The sequence below is a fragment of the Neisseria sp. 23W00296 genome (assembly GCF_044772855.1).
Classification (GTDB): Bacteria; Pseudomonadota; Gammaproteobacteria; order Burkholderiales; family Neisseriaceae; genus Neisseria.
In genome coordinates, this window is record NZ_CP173024.1 from 125805 (window position 1) to 141899 (window position 16095).

At 63.5% G+C, this 16095-nt stretch carries 13 protein-coding genes; 2 read left to right on the forward strand and 11 right to left on the reverse strand.

What is annotated here, in order from left to right; translation table 11 throughout:
• Positions 1–7 precede the first annotated feature (7 nt).
• The 4 genes from ACG2K1_RS00625 to ACG2K1_RS00640 form a co-directional block, all read right to left on the reverse strand.
• Positions 8–877 (reverse strand): uracil-DNA glycosylase family protein, encoded by an 870-nt coding sequence (locus ACG2K1_RS00625; protein ID WP_395428857.1) that lies wholly within the window; start codon positions 875–877, stop codon positions 8–10.
• A complete protein-coding gene (gene rimI, locus ACG2K1_RS00630) occupies positions 871–1314 on the reverse strand; it encodes a ribosomal protein S18-alanine N-acetyltransferase (RefSeq protein WP_009427575.1) in 444 nt (147 codons plus the stop codon). The genes ACG2K1_RS00625 and rimI overlap by 7 nt, the downstream gene beginning before the upstream one ends.
• Entirely contained in the window at positions 1311–1991 is a 681-nt protein-coding gene (gene tsaB, locus ACG2K1_RS00635) for a tRNA (adenosine(37)-N6)-threonylcarbamoyltransferase complex dimerization subunit type 1 TsaB (protein WP_009427576.1), read from the reverse strand. The genes rimI and tsaB overlap by 4 nt, the downstream gene beginning before the upstream one ends.
• Positions 1992–2216: 225 nt before the next feature.
• On the reverse strand, positions 2217–2825 hold the full coding sequence (locus ACG2K1_RS00640; protein ID WP_395428858.1) for a Maf family protein: 609 nt from the start codon (positions 2823–2825) through the stop codon (positions 2217–2219).
• Between the two features lie 229 nt (positions 2826–3054).
• Between ACG2K1_RS00640 and ACG2K1_RS00645 the strand changes: the two genes are divergently transcribed.
• Both ACG2K1_RS00645 and ACG2K1_RS00650 read left to right on the forward strand, forming a co-directional pair.
• A complete protein-coding gene (locus ACG2K1_RS00645) occupies positions 3055–4935 on the forward strand; it encodes an autotransporter assembly complex family protein (protein WP_009427578.1) in 1881 nt (626 codons plus the stop codon).
• The gene (locus tag ACG2K1_RS00650) at positions 4936–8868 is read left to right on the forward strand and encodes a translocation/assembly module TamB domain-containing protein (RefSeq protein ID WP_395428859.1); all 3933 of its coding nucleotides are present in this window, start codon (positions 4936–4938) and stop codon (positions 8866–8868) included.
• A 330-nt stretch (positions 8869–9198) separates the two neighbouring features.
• Here the strand turns inward: ACG2K1_RS00650 and ACG2K1_RS00655 are convergent, their stop codons facing one another.
• From ACG2K1_RS00655 to ACG2K1_RS00685, 7 genes are all read right to left on the reverse strand, one after another.
• Complete coding sequence (locus tag ACG2K1_RS00655) at positions 9199–10203, reverse strand: quinone-dependent dihydroorotate dehydrogenase (RefSeq protein ID WP_395428860.1); 1005 nt, start codon at positions 10201–10203, stop codon at positions 9199–9201.
• Between the two features lie 78 nt (positions 10204–10281).
• Positions 10282–10824: a DUF924 family protein gene (locus tag ACG2K1_RS00660; protein ID WP_395428861.1), complete on the reverse strand. Its 543-nt coding sequence runs from the start codon at positions 10822–10824 to the stop codon at positions 10282–10284.
• A gap of 54 nt (positions 10825–10878) precedes the next feature.
• Positions 10879–11202, reverse strand: coding sequence for an FKBP-type peptidyl-prolyl cis-trans isomerase (locus ACG2K1_RS00665; RefSeq protein ID WP_395428862.1), 324 nt, complete (start codon positions 11200–11202; stop codon positions 10879–10881).
• Positions 11203–11397: 195 nt separating this feature from the next.
• Entirely contained in the window at positions 11398–13599 is a 2202-nt protein-coding gene (locus ACG2K1_RS00670; protein ID WP_395428863.1) for a UvrD-helicase domain-containing protein, read from the reverse strand.
• 42 nt (positions 13600–13641) lie between these two features.
• Entirely contained in the window at positions 13642–13803 is a 162-nt protein-coding gene (locus tag ACG2K1_RS00675; RefSeq protein WP_395428864.1) for a hypothetical protein, read from the reverse strand.
• Positions 13800–14843 carry a 3-deoxy-7-phosphoheptulonate synthase AroG gene (gene aroG, locus ACG2K1_RS00680; protein WP_395428865.1) on the reverse strand — a complete coding sequence of 348 codons (1044 nt, stop codon included), beginning with the start codon at positions 14841–14843 and terminating at the stop codon, positions 13800–13802. The genes ACG2K1_RS00675 and aroG overlap by 4 nt, the downstream gene beginning before the upstream one ends.
• Before the next feature lie 224 nt (positions 14844–15067).
• A complete protein-coding gene (locus ACG2K1_RS00685) occupies positions 15068–15946 on the reverse strand; it encodes a DegV family protein (protein WP_009427588.1) in 879 nt (292 codons plus the stop codon).
• Between the last annotated feature and the right edge of the window lie 149 nt (positions 15947–16095).

Below are 16095 nucleotides of genomic sequence, written 5' to 3' on the forward strand. Positions count from 1 at the left end.
AAACAGCCTACGCAGCGCTGTGCAAAAACTGCCGCAGGCGTTTGAGTTCCTGCCAGGCGGCGGCTTTCAGTTCGGGTTGGCGCAGCAGGCGGGCGGGGTGGGGGACGGCGAACACGGGGATGCCCGCGAATACCTGCGGCAGGGCGGCGGCGTGGGCGGGGTGGTCGAAGCGGCCGAGCAGCAGCACGGCGGATGCGCCGCACAACTCGCGCTCGGCCTGCACGCGGGTGGCGGCGGCTTCGATTTGTGCGGCGCTGGGGGAAAATTCACTGTTTTGCAGCCAGCTGGTGCGGCGCACGTCGGCGTCGGCCAGGCCGATGGCGGCGAACATATTGCCCAGCAGCACGCCCGCCGCGCCGCCGAACAGGCGTCCGGCGGCGATGTCTTCCGGCGCGGGGCAGACGGACACGGCCATCACGCGGGCGGAGGCGACGCTGGCGGCAAGGGCGGCTTTGTGTTCGGCCACGCTGTGGAAGACGGGCGCGGCGGTTTCGGCGGCGCGGCGTTCGGGCGGCGCGGCCAGTTGCGCGGCGCGCTCCTGCGATTTGTAGTAGCCGCCTATGCTGCTGCCGACGGCGGCCATGGCGGCGGCGCGTGCGTTTTCAGACGGCCTGATGTTTTCAGACGGCCTTTTTACCGCGGCCGTCTGAACGGCGGCGTTGCGGGTTGGGTCGGGCGCGGCAACGGGCGCGGCTGACGTCGGCGCGGTGTTTTCAGACGGCCGTTCTGTTGCGGCGGTTTGCGGCACGGAGGCCGTCTGAACGGCGGTTTGCCCTTTGTTTTCCGCGTCGGCGGCCACGAGTTTCGCGCCCCGTTTCAGCCACATCGGGCCCAGATCGAGTGCTTCGTGCAGGTGGAGGTAGCGGCTGCTTAACATATTTTCTCCATAATCAGCGCGTCTTCGCGCGCGCCGTCGGGCAGGGAATAATAGCCGCGCCGCCGCGCCGCGTCGGAAAAGCCGTGTTTGCGGTAGAGCGCCTGCGCGGCAGCGTTCGATTCGCGCACTTCCAGCAGCAGGCGGGTCACGCCGTTGGCGGCGCAGTCGGCCAACCAGCGGCGCAGCAGCGCGTCGGCATAGCCTTGGCGGCGCGTGGCGGGCGCGGTGGCAATCAGGTGCAGCTCCGATTCGCCCGCCACGGTCTGCCAGACGATAAAGGCGGCGGGCGCACCGTCGGCTTCCGCAAGCAGCACGGTACCGCAGGCTTGGTTTAAGGCCGTCTGAAACTGGTTTTCCGACCACGGCGAGGGGTTGCAGGCGCGGTCGACGGCGGCCAGCGCGGCGCAGTCGCTTGTCAGGGCAGGGCGGATGTTCATGCGCCGCCCGCCGCTTTGCGTGCCGCCTGCTCGGCGGCGGTGAGGGCGATTTTGTCGCGCACATAGAGCAGCGAAGCGTCGGCGGCGTCGCCCGCCGCATATGCGCCCGTCTGCGCCAGACGCAGATAGTCTGCCGCCGTCGGCATCGCGGGCGAACCGGCAAAGGGCGGCGGATCGGCCAGCGCGAAGGCGTTGCCGATGCCGTGCGTGAACGATACGCCCTCGGGCGGCACGATGTCCGCCGCGCGTCCGACCTGATAGGGGCTGAGGCGGCGGCGGTTTTCCGTGTCAAACCACGCGTAAAACACCTCGCCCATCCGCGCGTCCGCCGCCGCCAGCACGCCGCGCCCGCGCACCAGATAAGCCGCCGCGTCCAAACAGGGCACGCCCACCAGCGGCAGGCCGAAGGGCGCGGCCAAGCCCTGCGCCACGCCCAGGCCGATACGCAGTCCCGTAAACGCCCCCGGCCCCTGCGCGTAGACAATGCACGACAGATCGGCGGCAGACACGCCCGCTTCGCCAAACAGCCGCCCGATCTGCGGCAGAACCAGCGCCGACTGGCGGTTGCCCGCTTCTTCGTGGCAGGCAAACAGGCGGCCGTGCGCGAAGAGGGCGAGGGAGAGGACGGAGGTGGAGGTGTCGATGGCGAGGACGGGGCGGGAAAAATCGGGCTGCATGGCGGCGGGGCGGGGTTGGAAAAGGGGCGGATTATAGCAGGAGAGGCCGTCTGAAATGCCCGGCGGAATCTTTTCAGACGGCCTCAATCCGCTCGTGTGTTGCGGCAGCGGCTTGGTGTGTTTCGGGAAAGCGTGCGGGCAGAAAGGCCGTCTGAAACCCTGTTTTCAGACGGCCTTTTTTCGGCACGGGCGCATAAGCCTTGCGGCTTTCAGACGGCCTCTGTGCTATGTGGCAAACGGCGGCACGGGGCAGCCGGCCTGGCGCAGCAGGGCGCAGGTTTCGTAAACGGGCAGACCCATCACGCCGCTGTGGCTGCCGTTGAGGCTGCGCACGAAAACGCCGCCTATGCCCTGTATGCCGTAGGCGCCCGCCTTATCGAGCGGTTCGCCGCTTGCGACGTAGGCGTCGATTTGCGCGTCGTCGATTTCGGCAAAGGCGACGGTGGCGGTGTGCAGGGCGCAGGATGTGAGGCCGTCTGAAAACAGGCAGACGGCGGTGAGGACTTGGTGTTCGCGGCCGGAGAGGGCGGCGAGCATGGTGCGGGCGTGGTCGGGCGATTCGGGTTTGCCGAGGATTTGCCCGTCGAGGACGACGGCGGTGTCGGCACTGAGCACGGGGGCGGCACTCGGCGCTTTGCCCGCCGAGCGCCGTGCGGCAAGGGCGGCGGCGTTTTTTTCGCGCGCCATGCGGACGACGTAGGCGGCGGGGTCTTCGTGCGGACGGGGCGTTTCGTCGATGTCGGTGGCGGCGCGTTCGACGGCAAAGCCGAGGTTTTCGAGGATTTCGCGGCGGCGCGGGCTGCCGGAGGCGAGATAAATGAGGGGTGCGGTCATGTCGGGTTTCCTGTTTGCGCGGGGAAGGGCGGCATTATATCGGCATCGGCAGAGGCCGTCTGAAAGCGCAGCGCCCTGTTCAAATGCCGTCGGAACGGTGTTTCAGACGGCCTCTGCGCCGTTGCGGCGGCACGCTCTTCCGCCCGTCGGCGGCCGCGTGTCTGGCAAAATGAAACGGTGTTACAATCCGCGCTCTTTTGCCAACCCGTACCGTCTGCCGTTTCCCGCCATGAACCGCCCATCCGCCGCCTTTGTTTTTTTGTTCGCGCTCGGCCTGCCTGCCGCCGCGTTTTCAGACGGCCTCTCCGATGCCGCAAAGCAGGAGAGGCCGTCTGAAAACGCGGCGGAGCAGAAGCCTTCGTTTGCCCAACGGGTGAAAAACCGTCTCGGTTTGAACAAAAAAACAGAAGACGGTGCGGCGGCGCTGAAACCGAAGTTTCCCGTGACAGTGGAGGCCGCGCCCGCCGATGTGAAGGAGATGATTGAAACGCACCTGCCGCTGATTACGCAGCAGCAGGAGGAAGTGCTTGACGAAGAGCAGATGGAGTTTCTCGCCGAGGAAGCGCCCGAGCAGGTGCTGATGATGCTGAAAACCAAGGGTTATTTCAACGCGCGGGTGACGGTGTCGCGGCAGGGCGCGGGCTATCTGGTGAAGGTGGAGAGCGGGGCGCAGACGACGACGGGCAATGTCAGCGTTGCCATTCTCGGCGATGTGCTGCAAGACGAAAACCTCGGCGCGTATTACCGTTCGGCTTTGGAAAACTGGGCGCTGCCGGTGGGCAGCGTCTTCAACCAGGACGATTGGAGCAGCAGCAAAACCTCGGTGTTATCGGCCGTGCGGCGCAAGAAATACCCGCTGGCGGAATTTTCCTCCACCCGCGCTTTGGTCGACCCGGCCAAACGCAGCGCCGATTTGTCGGTGGCGGTGGAAAGCGGCAAACCGGTTTACTTCGGCGATTTGGAAATCAGCGGCACCAAGCGCTATCCCGAAAGCGTGGTGCGCGGGCTGGCGCAGTTTGCCCCCGGTTCGCCCTACGATTTGGACAAGCTGCTCGACTACCAGCAGGCGCTCGAACAGGACAGCCACTATTCGGGCGCGTCGGTGCAGGCCGATTTCGACAGGCTCAGCGGCGACCGCGTGCCGGTGAAAGTGGCCGTGTCGGAAATGAAGCGGCAGAAGCTGGAACTGGGCGTGCGTTTCGATTCCGAATACGGCTTGGGCGGCTCGTTCGGCTACGACCACTATAACCTCTTCGGCCGCGGCTACACCGGATCGCTGGTGCTCAACGGCGACAAATACGAGCAGACCGTGGCCGCCGGCGTCAGCCAGCCGCGCAGCAGCAACGGCCACTACTGGACAGGCTCGCTCTCCTTCAACCGCAAAACCACGCAGAAACTCGAAACCGAAACCCTCACCGCCGGTCTGTGGCGCGTGCGCGACCGCAACGGCATCGAATCGCGGCTGGGCATCGAGTATGTCGAAGACAAATCGAAAATTCCCGACGCCAAAATCAACCTCGGCCGCTCCTTCGCCACCATGCTCACCGCCTCGTGGAAAAAACAGAGCATCGAAACCCTGCTGCGCCCCGAAAACGGCTACTTCCTCGACATCAAAGGCGGCACCACCCTCGGCAGCCTGATGTCCTCCTCGGCCATGCAGCGCATCGCCGCGCGGGCGGGCTACTACTTCACACCCGAGAACAAAAAAATCGGCACCTTCGTCGCCCGCGGCCAAATCGGCTTCGTCAACGCCAGCGACAGCAGCGACACTCCCGCCGTGCTGCGTTTCCGCACCGGCGGCGCCACCTCCGTGCGCGGCTACGAACTCGACAGCATCGGCCTGGCCGGCCCCTCCGGCTCCGTCCTGCCCGCCCGCGCCCTCGCCGTTGCCAGCGCCGAATACCAGTTCCCCATCAACAAAAGCTTCTCCGCCGCCCTGTTCCACGACATGGGCGACGCGGCGCACAGCTTCCAAGACATGAAACTCAAACACGGCACGGGCATCGGCGTGCGCTGGTTCAGCCCCGTCGCCCCCTTCTCCTTCGACATCGCCTACGGCCACCAGGACAAAAAAATCCGCTGGCACATCAGCTTGGGAACCCGTTTCTAAATGACCGCGACACACGACAACGCTGCCGAAAGGCCGTCTGAAAAAAACGAAAACCTCACCCCCGTGCCGTCTGAAAACGAAGGCGGCGCAAACGGCAAAAGGCCGTCTGAAAATCCGAAAAAGCCGAAAAAAAGCCTGCCGCGCCGCCTTATCAAAGCCCTGCTGTGGCTCCTCCTCATCCTCGTTCTGACGCTGGCGGGCGCGCTCTACTGGCTCGCCGCCACCGAATCCGGCCTGCGCGCCGCCCTCTACCGCCTGCCCGAACTGGGCGGCGTTCACATCGGCAGCAAAACCCTCAAAGGCACGCTGTGGCACGGCTTTGAGGGCGACGGCTGGACGGTGCGGACACCCTCCGCCGACATCGAAATCAGCCGCCTCGCCTTCCAATGGCGGCCCCGGCAAATCTTTTCAGACGGCCTCCTGCACATCGAAAAGATAGACGCGGGCGACATCCACATCCAAAGCAAACCCACGCCGCCCAAAGACAGCCCGCCCGCCAAACTGCCCGAAAGCATAGACCTGCCGCTGGCCGTGCAGATTGACAAACTCTCCGTCGGCAGCATCAGCAGCGGCAAAGCCCGCACCGTCTTCGTCACCCGCATCGACGCCGCTTACGCCTACAACCGCCGCAGCCACAAACTCACCGTCTCCCGCCTCGTCACCCCGTGGAGCGGCAACGACGGCACGCTGGAAATTCAGACGGCCTCCCCCTTCGCCCTCAAAGGCAGCTTCGGCGGCATGGCCGTGCTCGACGACATCGTCAGCGAAACACAGCTCAAACTGGCGGGCGACCTCAAACAAACCGCCCTCACCGCCCGCCTCGCCAGCGGCGACATCAAACTGAACGCCGACGCCCTCGTCAGCCTGTTTGAAAACCGCCTCGACAAACAAATCGACCACGTCCTGATTAAAGGCAGCGGCATCGACCCCGCCGTCTTCGCCGAAGGCGCGCCCGAAGCCGACTTCGACTTCGACGCCACCATCGTCCCCTCCGCACAGCGCGGACTGGCGCTCGAAGGCTCGATCGACCTGGCCAACCGCGCCGCCGCCCCCGCCGACCAAAACGGCATCCCCGTCCGCAGCCTGCTGGGCGACTTCACCGTCGGCAGCGACGGCGTACTCAAACTCTACGGCGTCGAAGCCGCCCTGCTCGGCGGCGGACGGCTGGTGTTCGGCGGCGAAACCGACACCGGCCGCAACACCTTCGCCCTCGAGGCGGCACTCAAAGACATCACCGCCGCCGACCTCGTTCAGACGGCCTACGACGACACCTTCAACGGCACAATCGGCCTGCGCGGCAGCTACCGCGAACCCGAAGCCGTGTGGGACATCGCCTCGCGCCGCGCCAAAAGCGAAGGCCGTCTGAAAATCGCCGCCGACGCCAAACTCGGCCAGCGCACCCTCGAAATCGTCTCCGCCTCCGTGCGCCCCGACGGCGGCGGCTCGCTCGACGCGCGCGGCAAACTCGAACTCTTCAACCGCCGCCTGCTGTCCGCCGAAATCGCCTCCGAACGCTTCAACCCCGCCAAACTCCATCCCGACCTGCCCGCAGGCAGCGTCAACGGCGGCATCTCCCTGAGCGGCGAATTGGCCGACCTCGTTTTGAACGGCAAAATGAAATTCGGCAACAGCACCCTCTCCGGCGCCGTCCTCTCCGGCAGCGCCGACGTGCAGTATGAAAAACAGCACCTCAGCCGCGCCAAAGCCGACATCATTCTCGGCCGCAACCGCCTCAAAGCCGACGGCAGCTTCGGCAAAGCGGGCGACCGCCTCAACCTCGACCTTGCCGCCCCCGAACTCGACAAATTCGGCTTCGGCCTCGGCGGCGCCCTCAATGCCAAAGGCTACATCGCGGGCGACCCGAAAAAACTCGCCGCCGACCTCACGGGCAGCGTGCGCGGCCTGCGCGTGCAAAACGCACTGTCGGTGCGCGAACTCGACTTCAAAGCCGCCGCCTCGCCCGATTACAGCCTGCCGCTCAACCTCCAAGTGCGCGGCCGCGACATCGTGGCGGGCGGCAAAGACGGCACGCGCATCGACACCGTCAACGCCGCCGTCACCGGCACCGGCCTGCGCCACAGCGTGCGCGCCGACGGCAGCATGGCGATGGGCGGCAAACACTACAAACTCGACCTCGAAGCCGACGGCGGCCTGAACAAAGACAACGTTTGGAAAGGCACGCTGGGCAGGCTCGATCTGTCGGGCGGCTTCAACCTCAAACTGCAAAACCGCCTCGCCCTCGAAGCGGGCGCGCAGCGCGTGGTGCTGGGCGCGGCGCAGTGGGCGGCGATGGGCGGCCGTCTGAACATGGAACGCTTTGTGTGGGACAAACAAAACGGCCTCACCAGCAAAGGCAGCGCCGCCAACCTCAACGTCGCCGAGCTGCACAGCTTCTTCAAGCCGCCCGTCGAACACAACCTCATCCTCGCCGCCGACTGGGATCTGGCCTACAGCCGCGACGCGCGCGGCTTCCTCAACGTGCGCCAGCAGTCGGGCGACATCATCATCCCCTACCGCAAACAGGCGCTCGGCCTGACCGGCCTCGTTTTGCAAACCCGCCTGCAAAACGGCCGCATCGACAACCAAATCTCCGGCAAAACCCGCTACGGCGAACTCTCCGGCAGCGTCGGCATCAGCCAGCAGTTCGGCAGCTCCATCCTGCTCGCGCCCGTGTCCGGCAGCATCAAACTCGACATCCCCGACCTGGCCGCGCTGAAAAACCTGATGCCCGTCGGCCAAAGCGTGAAAGGCAGACTGGCGTCGGCGGCCACCGTCGGCGGCCGCGTCGGCGACCCGCAGCTGGACGGCACGCTCGAGGGCAGCGGTCTTTACTACATCAACCGCGACCTCGGCGTTATCCTCGACAACGGCAGCCTGCGTTCGCGCTTCGTCGGCCGCGAATGGCAGATACAGACGCTCAAATTCCAACGCGGCAGCGGCAGCGTCGCCCTTGCGGGCAGCGTCGGCTGGGGCGGCGGCATCCCCGTCGTCGATGCCTCGGCCGTGTTCGACAAATATGAAATCCTCGACAAACCGCGCCGCCGCCTCGCCGTCAGCGGCGACACCCGGCTGCTCTACACCGAGAAAAACGGCATCACCCTCACAGGCCGTCTGAAAGTGGACGAAGGCCGCTTCGGCATGCAGAAATCGGGTATGCCGACGCTGGACGACGACGTGGAAGTGATAGGCGAAGCGAAAAAAGAACCCTCCGCCGCCGTGCCCATCAGCATGGACGTGACCCTCGATCTCAACGACAAGGTCTATTTCAAAGGCGAAGGCGTGGACGTCACCCTCGGCGGCCAGCTCAACCTCACCGCCAAGCCCAAGCAGGACGTGCAGGGTGTCGGCACGATTAAAGTCGTCAAAGGCAAATACAAAGCCTACGGCCAGGATTTGAACATCACCAAAGGCACGGTATCCTTTGTCGGCCCCTTGTCCAGCCCCAACCTCAACATCCGCGCCGTGCGCAACCTCTCGCCCGTGGGTGCGGGCGTGGAAGCGGTCGGCAGCCTCGACAACCCGCGCGTCACCCTCGTCGCCAACGAGCCGATGAGCGAAAAAGACAAGCTCTCCTGGCTCATCCTCAACCGCGCCAGCAGCGGCAGCGACGGCGACAATGCCGCCCTCTCTACCGCCGCCAGCGCCTTCCTCGCGGGCAAACTCAACGACCGCATCGGCTTGGTCGACGACTTCGGCATGACCAGCCAGCGCAGCCGCAACGCGCAGACGGGCGAACTCAACCCCGCCGAGCAGGTGCTCACCGTCGGCAAGCAGCTGACAAGCGAGCTGTATCTGGGCTACGAGTTCGGCCTCAACAGCGCCAGCCAGACGGTCAAACTCGTCTACCAGCTCACGCGCAGCATCCAGGCCATCGTCCGCGTCGGCTCGGTGTCTTCGGGCGGCGAAATCAAATACGTCGTCCGCTTCGACTGACAAAAGGCCGTCTGAAATACTAGGGCGTGTTGACAATCAGCGTTTTGGAGGCTTTTCCGCCATAAAACGGCATCTGCCGCGTTAAAAATACTCGCCTATGGACGGCATAGGCTCGCATTTTTGCCTTGCATCTGCCATTTTCTGACGAAAAATCCGCTTCAAAAGCCGAATGTCAACACGCCCTAGGCCGTCTGAAAGCCCGTAGCGCTTTCAGACGGCCTTGTGTGTTTTCCGCGTTTGCACCTGCCGCCCGCCGCCGTTCCGGCCATACAAGAAGGCCGTCTGAAAAAACCGACGGCGGATTTCAGACGGCCTCTGTGTTTTTTCCGCTCAGCGGCAGGCTTCGATGCACTCGCGCACCAGCTCCGTGCCCCGGTAGACCATGCCGCTGTACAGCTGTACAGCCGTGGCGCCGAGGCGGAGTTTTTCGGCGGCGTCGCTGCCGCTCATGATGCCGCCCACGCCGATTATGGGGAGTTTGCCGTCGATATGCTGCGCCAGAAGCTGCAGGACGCGGTTGCTTTTTTCGCGCACTGGTTCGCCCGAGAGGCCGCCCGCTTCGGCGGCAAGAGGGTGGCTGCCGAGGGCGGTTTTGTCGATGGTGGTGTTGGTGGCAATGATGCCGTCCATTTCCACTGCTTTGACGACGCGGGCGATGTCGGCAATCTGCGCTTCGTCCAAATCGGGCGCGATTTTGACGGCGAGGGGAACGTATTTTCCGTGCGCGGCAGAGAGGTGCGCCTGTTTGTCTTTCAGGGCGGCGAGCAGGGCGGTGAGTTCGTCTCCGCCTTGCAGCTCGCGCAGGTTTTTGGTGTTGGGCGAGGAGATGTTGACGGTGATGTAGTCGGCGTGGACGTAGGCTTTTTCGAGGCAGATCAAATAGTCGTCGGCCGCGTTTTCCATCGGCGTGACGGCGTTTTTGCCGATGTTGATGCCGAGGATGCCGCTGCGGCGGCTTTTTTCCAGGTGGCGGATCATGGCGTCGATGCCCTCGTTGTTGAAGCCCATGCGGTTGACGATGGCGCGCTGTTCGGGCACGCGGAACAGGCGCGGCTGCGGGTTGCCGCGCTGGGGCAGGGGGGTGACGGTGCCGACTTCGACGAAGCCGAAGCCCAGCGCGAAAAGGGCGTCGGTGTAGGCGCCGTTTTTGTCGAGGCCGGCGGCGAGGCCGACGGGGTTGGGCAGGGTCATGCCCATCAGCGGCGTCGGGCGCGTGTCGCGCTCCACGGCGGGCAGCAGGCCGCAGCAGGCGGCGGTTTTCAGGGAGTTGAGGGCGAGGTGGTGGGCTTTTTCGGGGTCGAGGGCGAACACGAGGGGGCGGAGCAGGGAATACATGGTTGGAGGCCGTCTGAAAAGAAAAAAACGGGCGGATTCTACCCGAATCCGTCCGTTTTATCAGTTGTGCCGCCGTGTTTAAAAGCCGCGTCCGCCTTCGAGAAAGGCGATTTCGTCGGGCGTGCTTTCGCGTCCCAGCACGGCGTTGCGGTGCGGATAGCGGCCGAAGCGGCTGATGACGAGCTGGTGTTTGAGTTCGAAATCCAGCGGGTTGCCGGGAGCGTATTGTTTGAAGACGCCGACGGCGTGGGCGTGCACTTCGGGGCTTTCGCTGTGCATGAAGGGCATGATGACAAACTGGCGTTCGTCGGGCGTCATCGAGGCGAAGCCGGGGCGGGTGATGGCTTCCTGCGCCAGGCACAGCGCGGCCAAGTCCTGCGCGAAAGCCCGCGGGCTGTTGCGGAAGAGGTTGCGCGAAAACTGGTCGAGAATGATGATTTCGGCCAGCCTGCCCTGCATGGTTTTGCGCCAGCCCGAAAGTTCGCCCGCCGCCGCCTGCCGCCACAGGGGGAAGAAGAGGAGGCGGATTTTTTCGTCGAATTCTTTGCTTTCGGCAAACCAGTAGGGGCGGCTTTCTTCGGAAAACCAGAAATCCAATACGGCTTGTGTGTCGATGGTCATTGTGTCGTTCCTTTTTCTGTTCGGAAAATGCGGCTGCCGCCTGTTCGGACGGCCTCAGTGTACTTTCAACAGCTCTACTTCGAATACCAGCGTGGCGTTCGGCGGAATCACGCCACCCGCGCCGCGTGCGCCGTAGCCCATTTCGGGCGGGATGGTGAGCTTGCGTTTTCCGCCTTCCTTCATGCCGGCGAAACCTTCGTCCCAGCCGCGGATAACCTGACCCGCGCCGAGTTTGAACTCGAAGGGTTGGCCGCGGTCGAGGCTGGAATCGAATTTGCTGCCGTCGGCGAGGCGGCCGGTGTAGTGGACGCTGATGCGGCGGCCTTTTTCGGCTTCGGTGCCGCTGCCGGGTTCGATGTCTTCGATGATAAGGCTCATGATGTGCTCCTTTGTGTCGGTTGGGAAACGGGAGGCCGTCTGAAAGGCGTGCGCCGTTGCAGACGGCATATGCGGGCGCATTGTAGCAGGGTTTGGCGCAAGGCCGTTCCCGCCTGCGCGGGAATGACGTTTCCGAAAGCAGAAATTTGGTTTTCAGACGGCCTTTTTTGTTTTCACTGCCTTGAAGCCCTACTTTCAGACGGCCTCTAATTTGGCAAACGCGGTATCCAGCTCTTTCACGCCCTGTTTGCCGAAATTGATGGTCAGGCGGGCGGATTGGCCCTTGTCGGCGGCGTCGATAATCACGCCTGTGCCGAATTTGGCGTGGCGCACGTTTTGGCCGATGCGGAAACCCGCGTAGCTTTGCGCCGGTTGGTAGCTTTCGGAGGCGCGTATGTCGCTGCGGCGCGTTTGGGGAGCGTCGGCGAAGGCGGCAGATTTTGGTGGCGAGAGAAAGTGCAGCACTTGGGGCGGGATTTCTTCGACAAAGCGCGACACCACGCCGAATTGGGTTTGGCCGTGCAGCATCCGCTGTTGCGCCATGCTGATATACAGCCGTTTGCGCGCGCGCGTGATGGCAACGTACATCAAACGGCGTTCTTCTTCGAGGCCGCCGCGCTCGGCCAGCGAGAGTTCGCTGGGGAAGCGGCCTTCTTCCATGCCGGTGAGGAACACGGTGTCAAATTCCAAGCCTTTGGCGGCGTGCACGGTCATCAGCTGCACCGCGTCTTCGCCTTCGCCCGCCTGGTTTTCGCCCGATTCGAGCGCGGCGTTGCTCAAAAAGGCCAGCACGGGAAAGGCCGGGTCGGCGGCGGCGTTGTCGGGCAGGATTTCAAAATTGCTCTCTTCGGGCTTGAACGCGATGGCGGCGTTGACCAGTTCGTCGAGGTTGTCCAAACGGTCTTGGTGGTCGCCTTTTTGCGTTTGGTAATACTCGATAAGGCCGCTGTCGCGCACGATGCCGGACATGATTTCGGCCAGCGGCATTTGGCCGACTTGGGTGCGCAGGTTTTCGATCAGGCGCACGAAGGCGGCCACTTTGGCGGCTTTCGCACCGGCGGCGCAGGCGGCCTGCCACAGCGACACACCGGTTTCGGCAGAGGCCGTCTGAATGTTTTCAATCGTGCGCGCGCCGATGCCGCGCGGCGGTACATTGATTACGCGCAACAGGGCGTTGTCGTCGTCGGGATTGACCGCCAGACGCAGATAGGCCAGCGCGTGTTTGATTTCCTGCCGCTCGTAAAAGCGCAGGCCGCCGTAGATTTTGTAGGGCAGGCCGCTGCGGAACAGGGCTTGTTCGATCACGCGCGATTGGGCATTGCTGCGGTAGAGCACGGCGGTTTCGCGCAACAGCTTGCCTTCGCGGTGCAGGGCTTTGGTTTCTTCAACGACAAACTGCGCTTCGTCAAAATCGGAGGGCGCGGAGAAAAAGCGGATTTTGTCGCCCGCTTCGGCATCGGTGCGCAGGTTTTTGCCCAAACGATCGCCGTTGTTTTCAATCACGGCGTTGGCGGCAGCAAGAATGTTGCCCACCGAGCGGTAGTTTTGTTCGAGTTTCACTGGCGCGTCGATGTGAAATTCCTGCATCAGCGCGGTCATGTTGCCGACGTGTGCGCCGCGAAAGCGGTAGATGCTCTGGTCGTCGTCGCCCACGGCAAACACGGCGGCGTGGCTGCCCGCCATCAGCTTGAGCCATTTGTATTGCAGCTTGTTGGTGTCTTGGAATTCGTCAACCAGAATATGGCTGAAACGGTTTTGGTAGTGCGTACGCAGGATTTCGTTGCGCGCCAGCATTTCGTAGCTTCGCAGCATCAGCTCGGCAAAATCGACTACACCTTCGCGCTGGCATATTTTGTCGTATTCGGCGTAGCACTCGATCATGCGGCGCGTGTGCGGGTCGGGCGCTTCGAGCGCGTCGGCACGCAGGCCGCTTTCTTTTTGCGCGTTGATAAAGCCCTGCAATGAGCGCGGCGCGATGATTTCTTCGGCGATGTTGAGGCTTTTGAGCAGGCGTTTGATGAGCGAGAGCTGGTCGCCGCTGTCGAGAATCTGAAACGAGGCGGGCAGACCCGCGTCGCGGTGGTGCAGGCGCAAAAAGCGGTGGCACAGGCCGTGGAACGTGCCCAGCCACATGGCGCGCACGTTTACCGGAATCATCGCGCCCAGCCGCGTCTGCATTTCTTTGGCGGCCTTGTTGGTAAACGTTACCGCCATGATGCTGTGCACGCTGGCCTGGTTGGTCTGCAAAAGCCAGGCGATTCGCGTGGTGAGCACCCGCGTTTTGCCGCTGCCCGCGCCCGCCAAAACGAGCGCGGATTGCGGCGGCCAGGTTACGGCGGCGAGCTGTTCGGGATTGAGGTTTTGCAGCAGGGCGGAGGGGGATTCGTTGGGAAACATGGGAGGCCGTCTGAAAAATCGGAAAGGGCGTATTTTAGCGGATTAGGCCGTCTGAAAATGCGTTTGCGGGTTTTCAGACGGCCTCTGCGGATGGGGCGCGGACGGCGGGCGATACGCCCTGCCCGAATGTCGGAGGCCGTCTGAAAGTCCGTAGAAACGGTTTTCAGACGGCCTTTTTATGTTTGGCGCTGCCGTGCCGTTCAAACGCGGCTGCGGTTGGCGTCGGCCAACAGGGAGAGCAGCTCTTCGGTAGTGTCCCAGCCGATGCAGGCGTCGGTGATGCTTTGGCCGTAGATTTCGGGTTTGTCCTGGCGGCCTTCGACGAGGTGGCTTTCAACCATTACGCCCATGATGTCGTTTTCGCCGTTTTTGAGCTGCTGCGCCACGTCGCGGGCGACTTCCATCTGGCGGGTGTAGTCTTTGCGGCTGTTGGCGTGGCTGCAGTCGACCATCAGCTTGGGGGTGACGCCCGCTTTGGTCAGTTGCTCCGACGCTTCCCGCACGAAGCGGCTTTCGTAGTTCGGCTCTTTGCCGCCGCGCAGGATAACGTGGCAGTCGGGGTTGCCTGCGGTGTGGACGATGGCGGAATGCCCCGCTTTGGTAACGGACAAAAAGTGGTGCGGATGGCTGGCGGCGCCGATGGCGTCGATGGCGATTTTGAGGTTGCCGTCGGTGCCGTTTTTGAAGCCGACGGGGCAGGAGAGGCCGCTGGCAAGCTCGCGGTGCACCTGACTTTCGGTGGTGCGCGCACCGATAGCGCCCCAGGAAATCAGGTCGGCGTAATACTGCGGCGTAATCATGTCGAGAAACTCGGTGGACGCGGGCATGCCGAGATTGTTGAGATCGAGCAGCAGGCGGCGCGCCTGACGCAGGCCGTAGTTGATGTCGAAAGTGCCGTCCAGATGGGGGTCGTTAATCAGGCCCTTCCAGCCGACGGTGGTGCGCGGTTTTTCAAAGTAAACGCGCATGACGATGAGCAGCTCCTGTTCGTATTGTTTTTTCAGCGGCAGCAGCTTTCGCGCGTATTCGAGGGCGGCGGCGGGGTCGTGGATGGAGCAGGGGCCGATGATGGCGAGCAGGCGTTTGTCGCGGCCGTGGACGATGTCGGCGATTTGGCGGCGGGTGCCGGCGACGAGTTCCTGCGCGGCGTCGCCTGCGGGCAGCTCGTAAAGGTGGGCGATGGGGGGGAGGAGTTCGGCGATGCCGCTGATGCGGATGTCGTCGGTGCGGTTTTTTTTGGTCATGGCGCGGCCTGTTGTTTTTATGGATGAAAGGAGGAGAAGGATAGCGGCGGCGGCGGGGAATGGCAAGCCGCTCGGTGCTTCTTTGGCAATAAAATTGCTTTATTCCGCTTTTTTTATCCGTTTTGTTATTTTTTAGGCTGTTTTTTCTTTTGTTTTGGCATTTCGTTGTGCATCAGGCCGTCTGAAAGGTTTCAGACGGCCTGATGCGGAAAGTGGTGCGGGATTCAGAGCAGCTTGTCGACGCGGGCGATGCCGACGGCGTCGGGGCCGATGTGGGCGCCGATAACGGGGGAAATGGGGAAGGCTTCGGGCGTGATACCGGTTTTGCGGTGCAGCCTCTCGGCGAGGTTTTCGTAGAGGGCGCGGTTGCCGCCGTAGAGGCCGTAGAGGCGGACGGGTTTCTGCCGCAGGGCTGCGGCGGCGCTTTCCACCAACGCGTCGAGGGTGTTTTCCGTTTTGCGGCCGATGTCCACTCGCGAGAATTGTCCGTCGTAAAAGCGCAGCACGGGTTTGAGGTCGAGCAGGCCGGCGACGAATTTTTCCGTGGTGTTGAGGTGCGGCAGTCGGCGCAGGTGGGCGAGGCTGTGGACGCTGAACACAATTTCGGCGCCGGGTTTGAGGCGTTCGAGGTGTTCGACCACGTCGGCGGCGGCAAAGCCCTGGCGCAGCAGCTTCACCGCTTCGAGGGCGAAGTGGCCTTCGGCGATGCAGGCGGTGCCGGTGTCGACGATGTAGGTTTGGATGTCGCGCGCCGTTTCCGCCGCGACTTTGCGCACGGTGTCGACGGTGTCGCTGATGCGGCCGCTGAGGGTGGTGACGATGATTTCGCGGTAGCCCGCGTCGCGTATCTGGCGGAACAGGGCGCGGACGGCGGCTTCGGCGGGCGGCGAGGTGCGGGTTTCGCCTTCGGGGTTTTCCGTCTGGCTCTGGTAGAAGGCTTCGGGGTGCAGATCGAGGCCGTCGGCGTAGACGAGGCCGTTCATGTGGATGTTGAGGCGCAGGATGTAGAGCAGGTCGTCGAGGCCGGAGAGCTCGTCGAGCGAGCCGGTGGAGGTGGCGACGACGGCGCAGCGTATGGGTGGTTCGGTAAGCGGGGCAGACATGGCGGGGCGGCGGAAAAAACAGATGAAAAACGGGCGCGGATACTAAGCGTTTGCGCGGCGGTTGTCTAGTTTGACAAGCGGCTTAATGTAATGAAATTTATCTGAAAAATGCGGTCGATAGTTTTTTATGTGTCACGTGCGCGAATGGG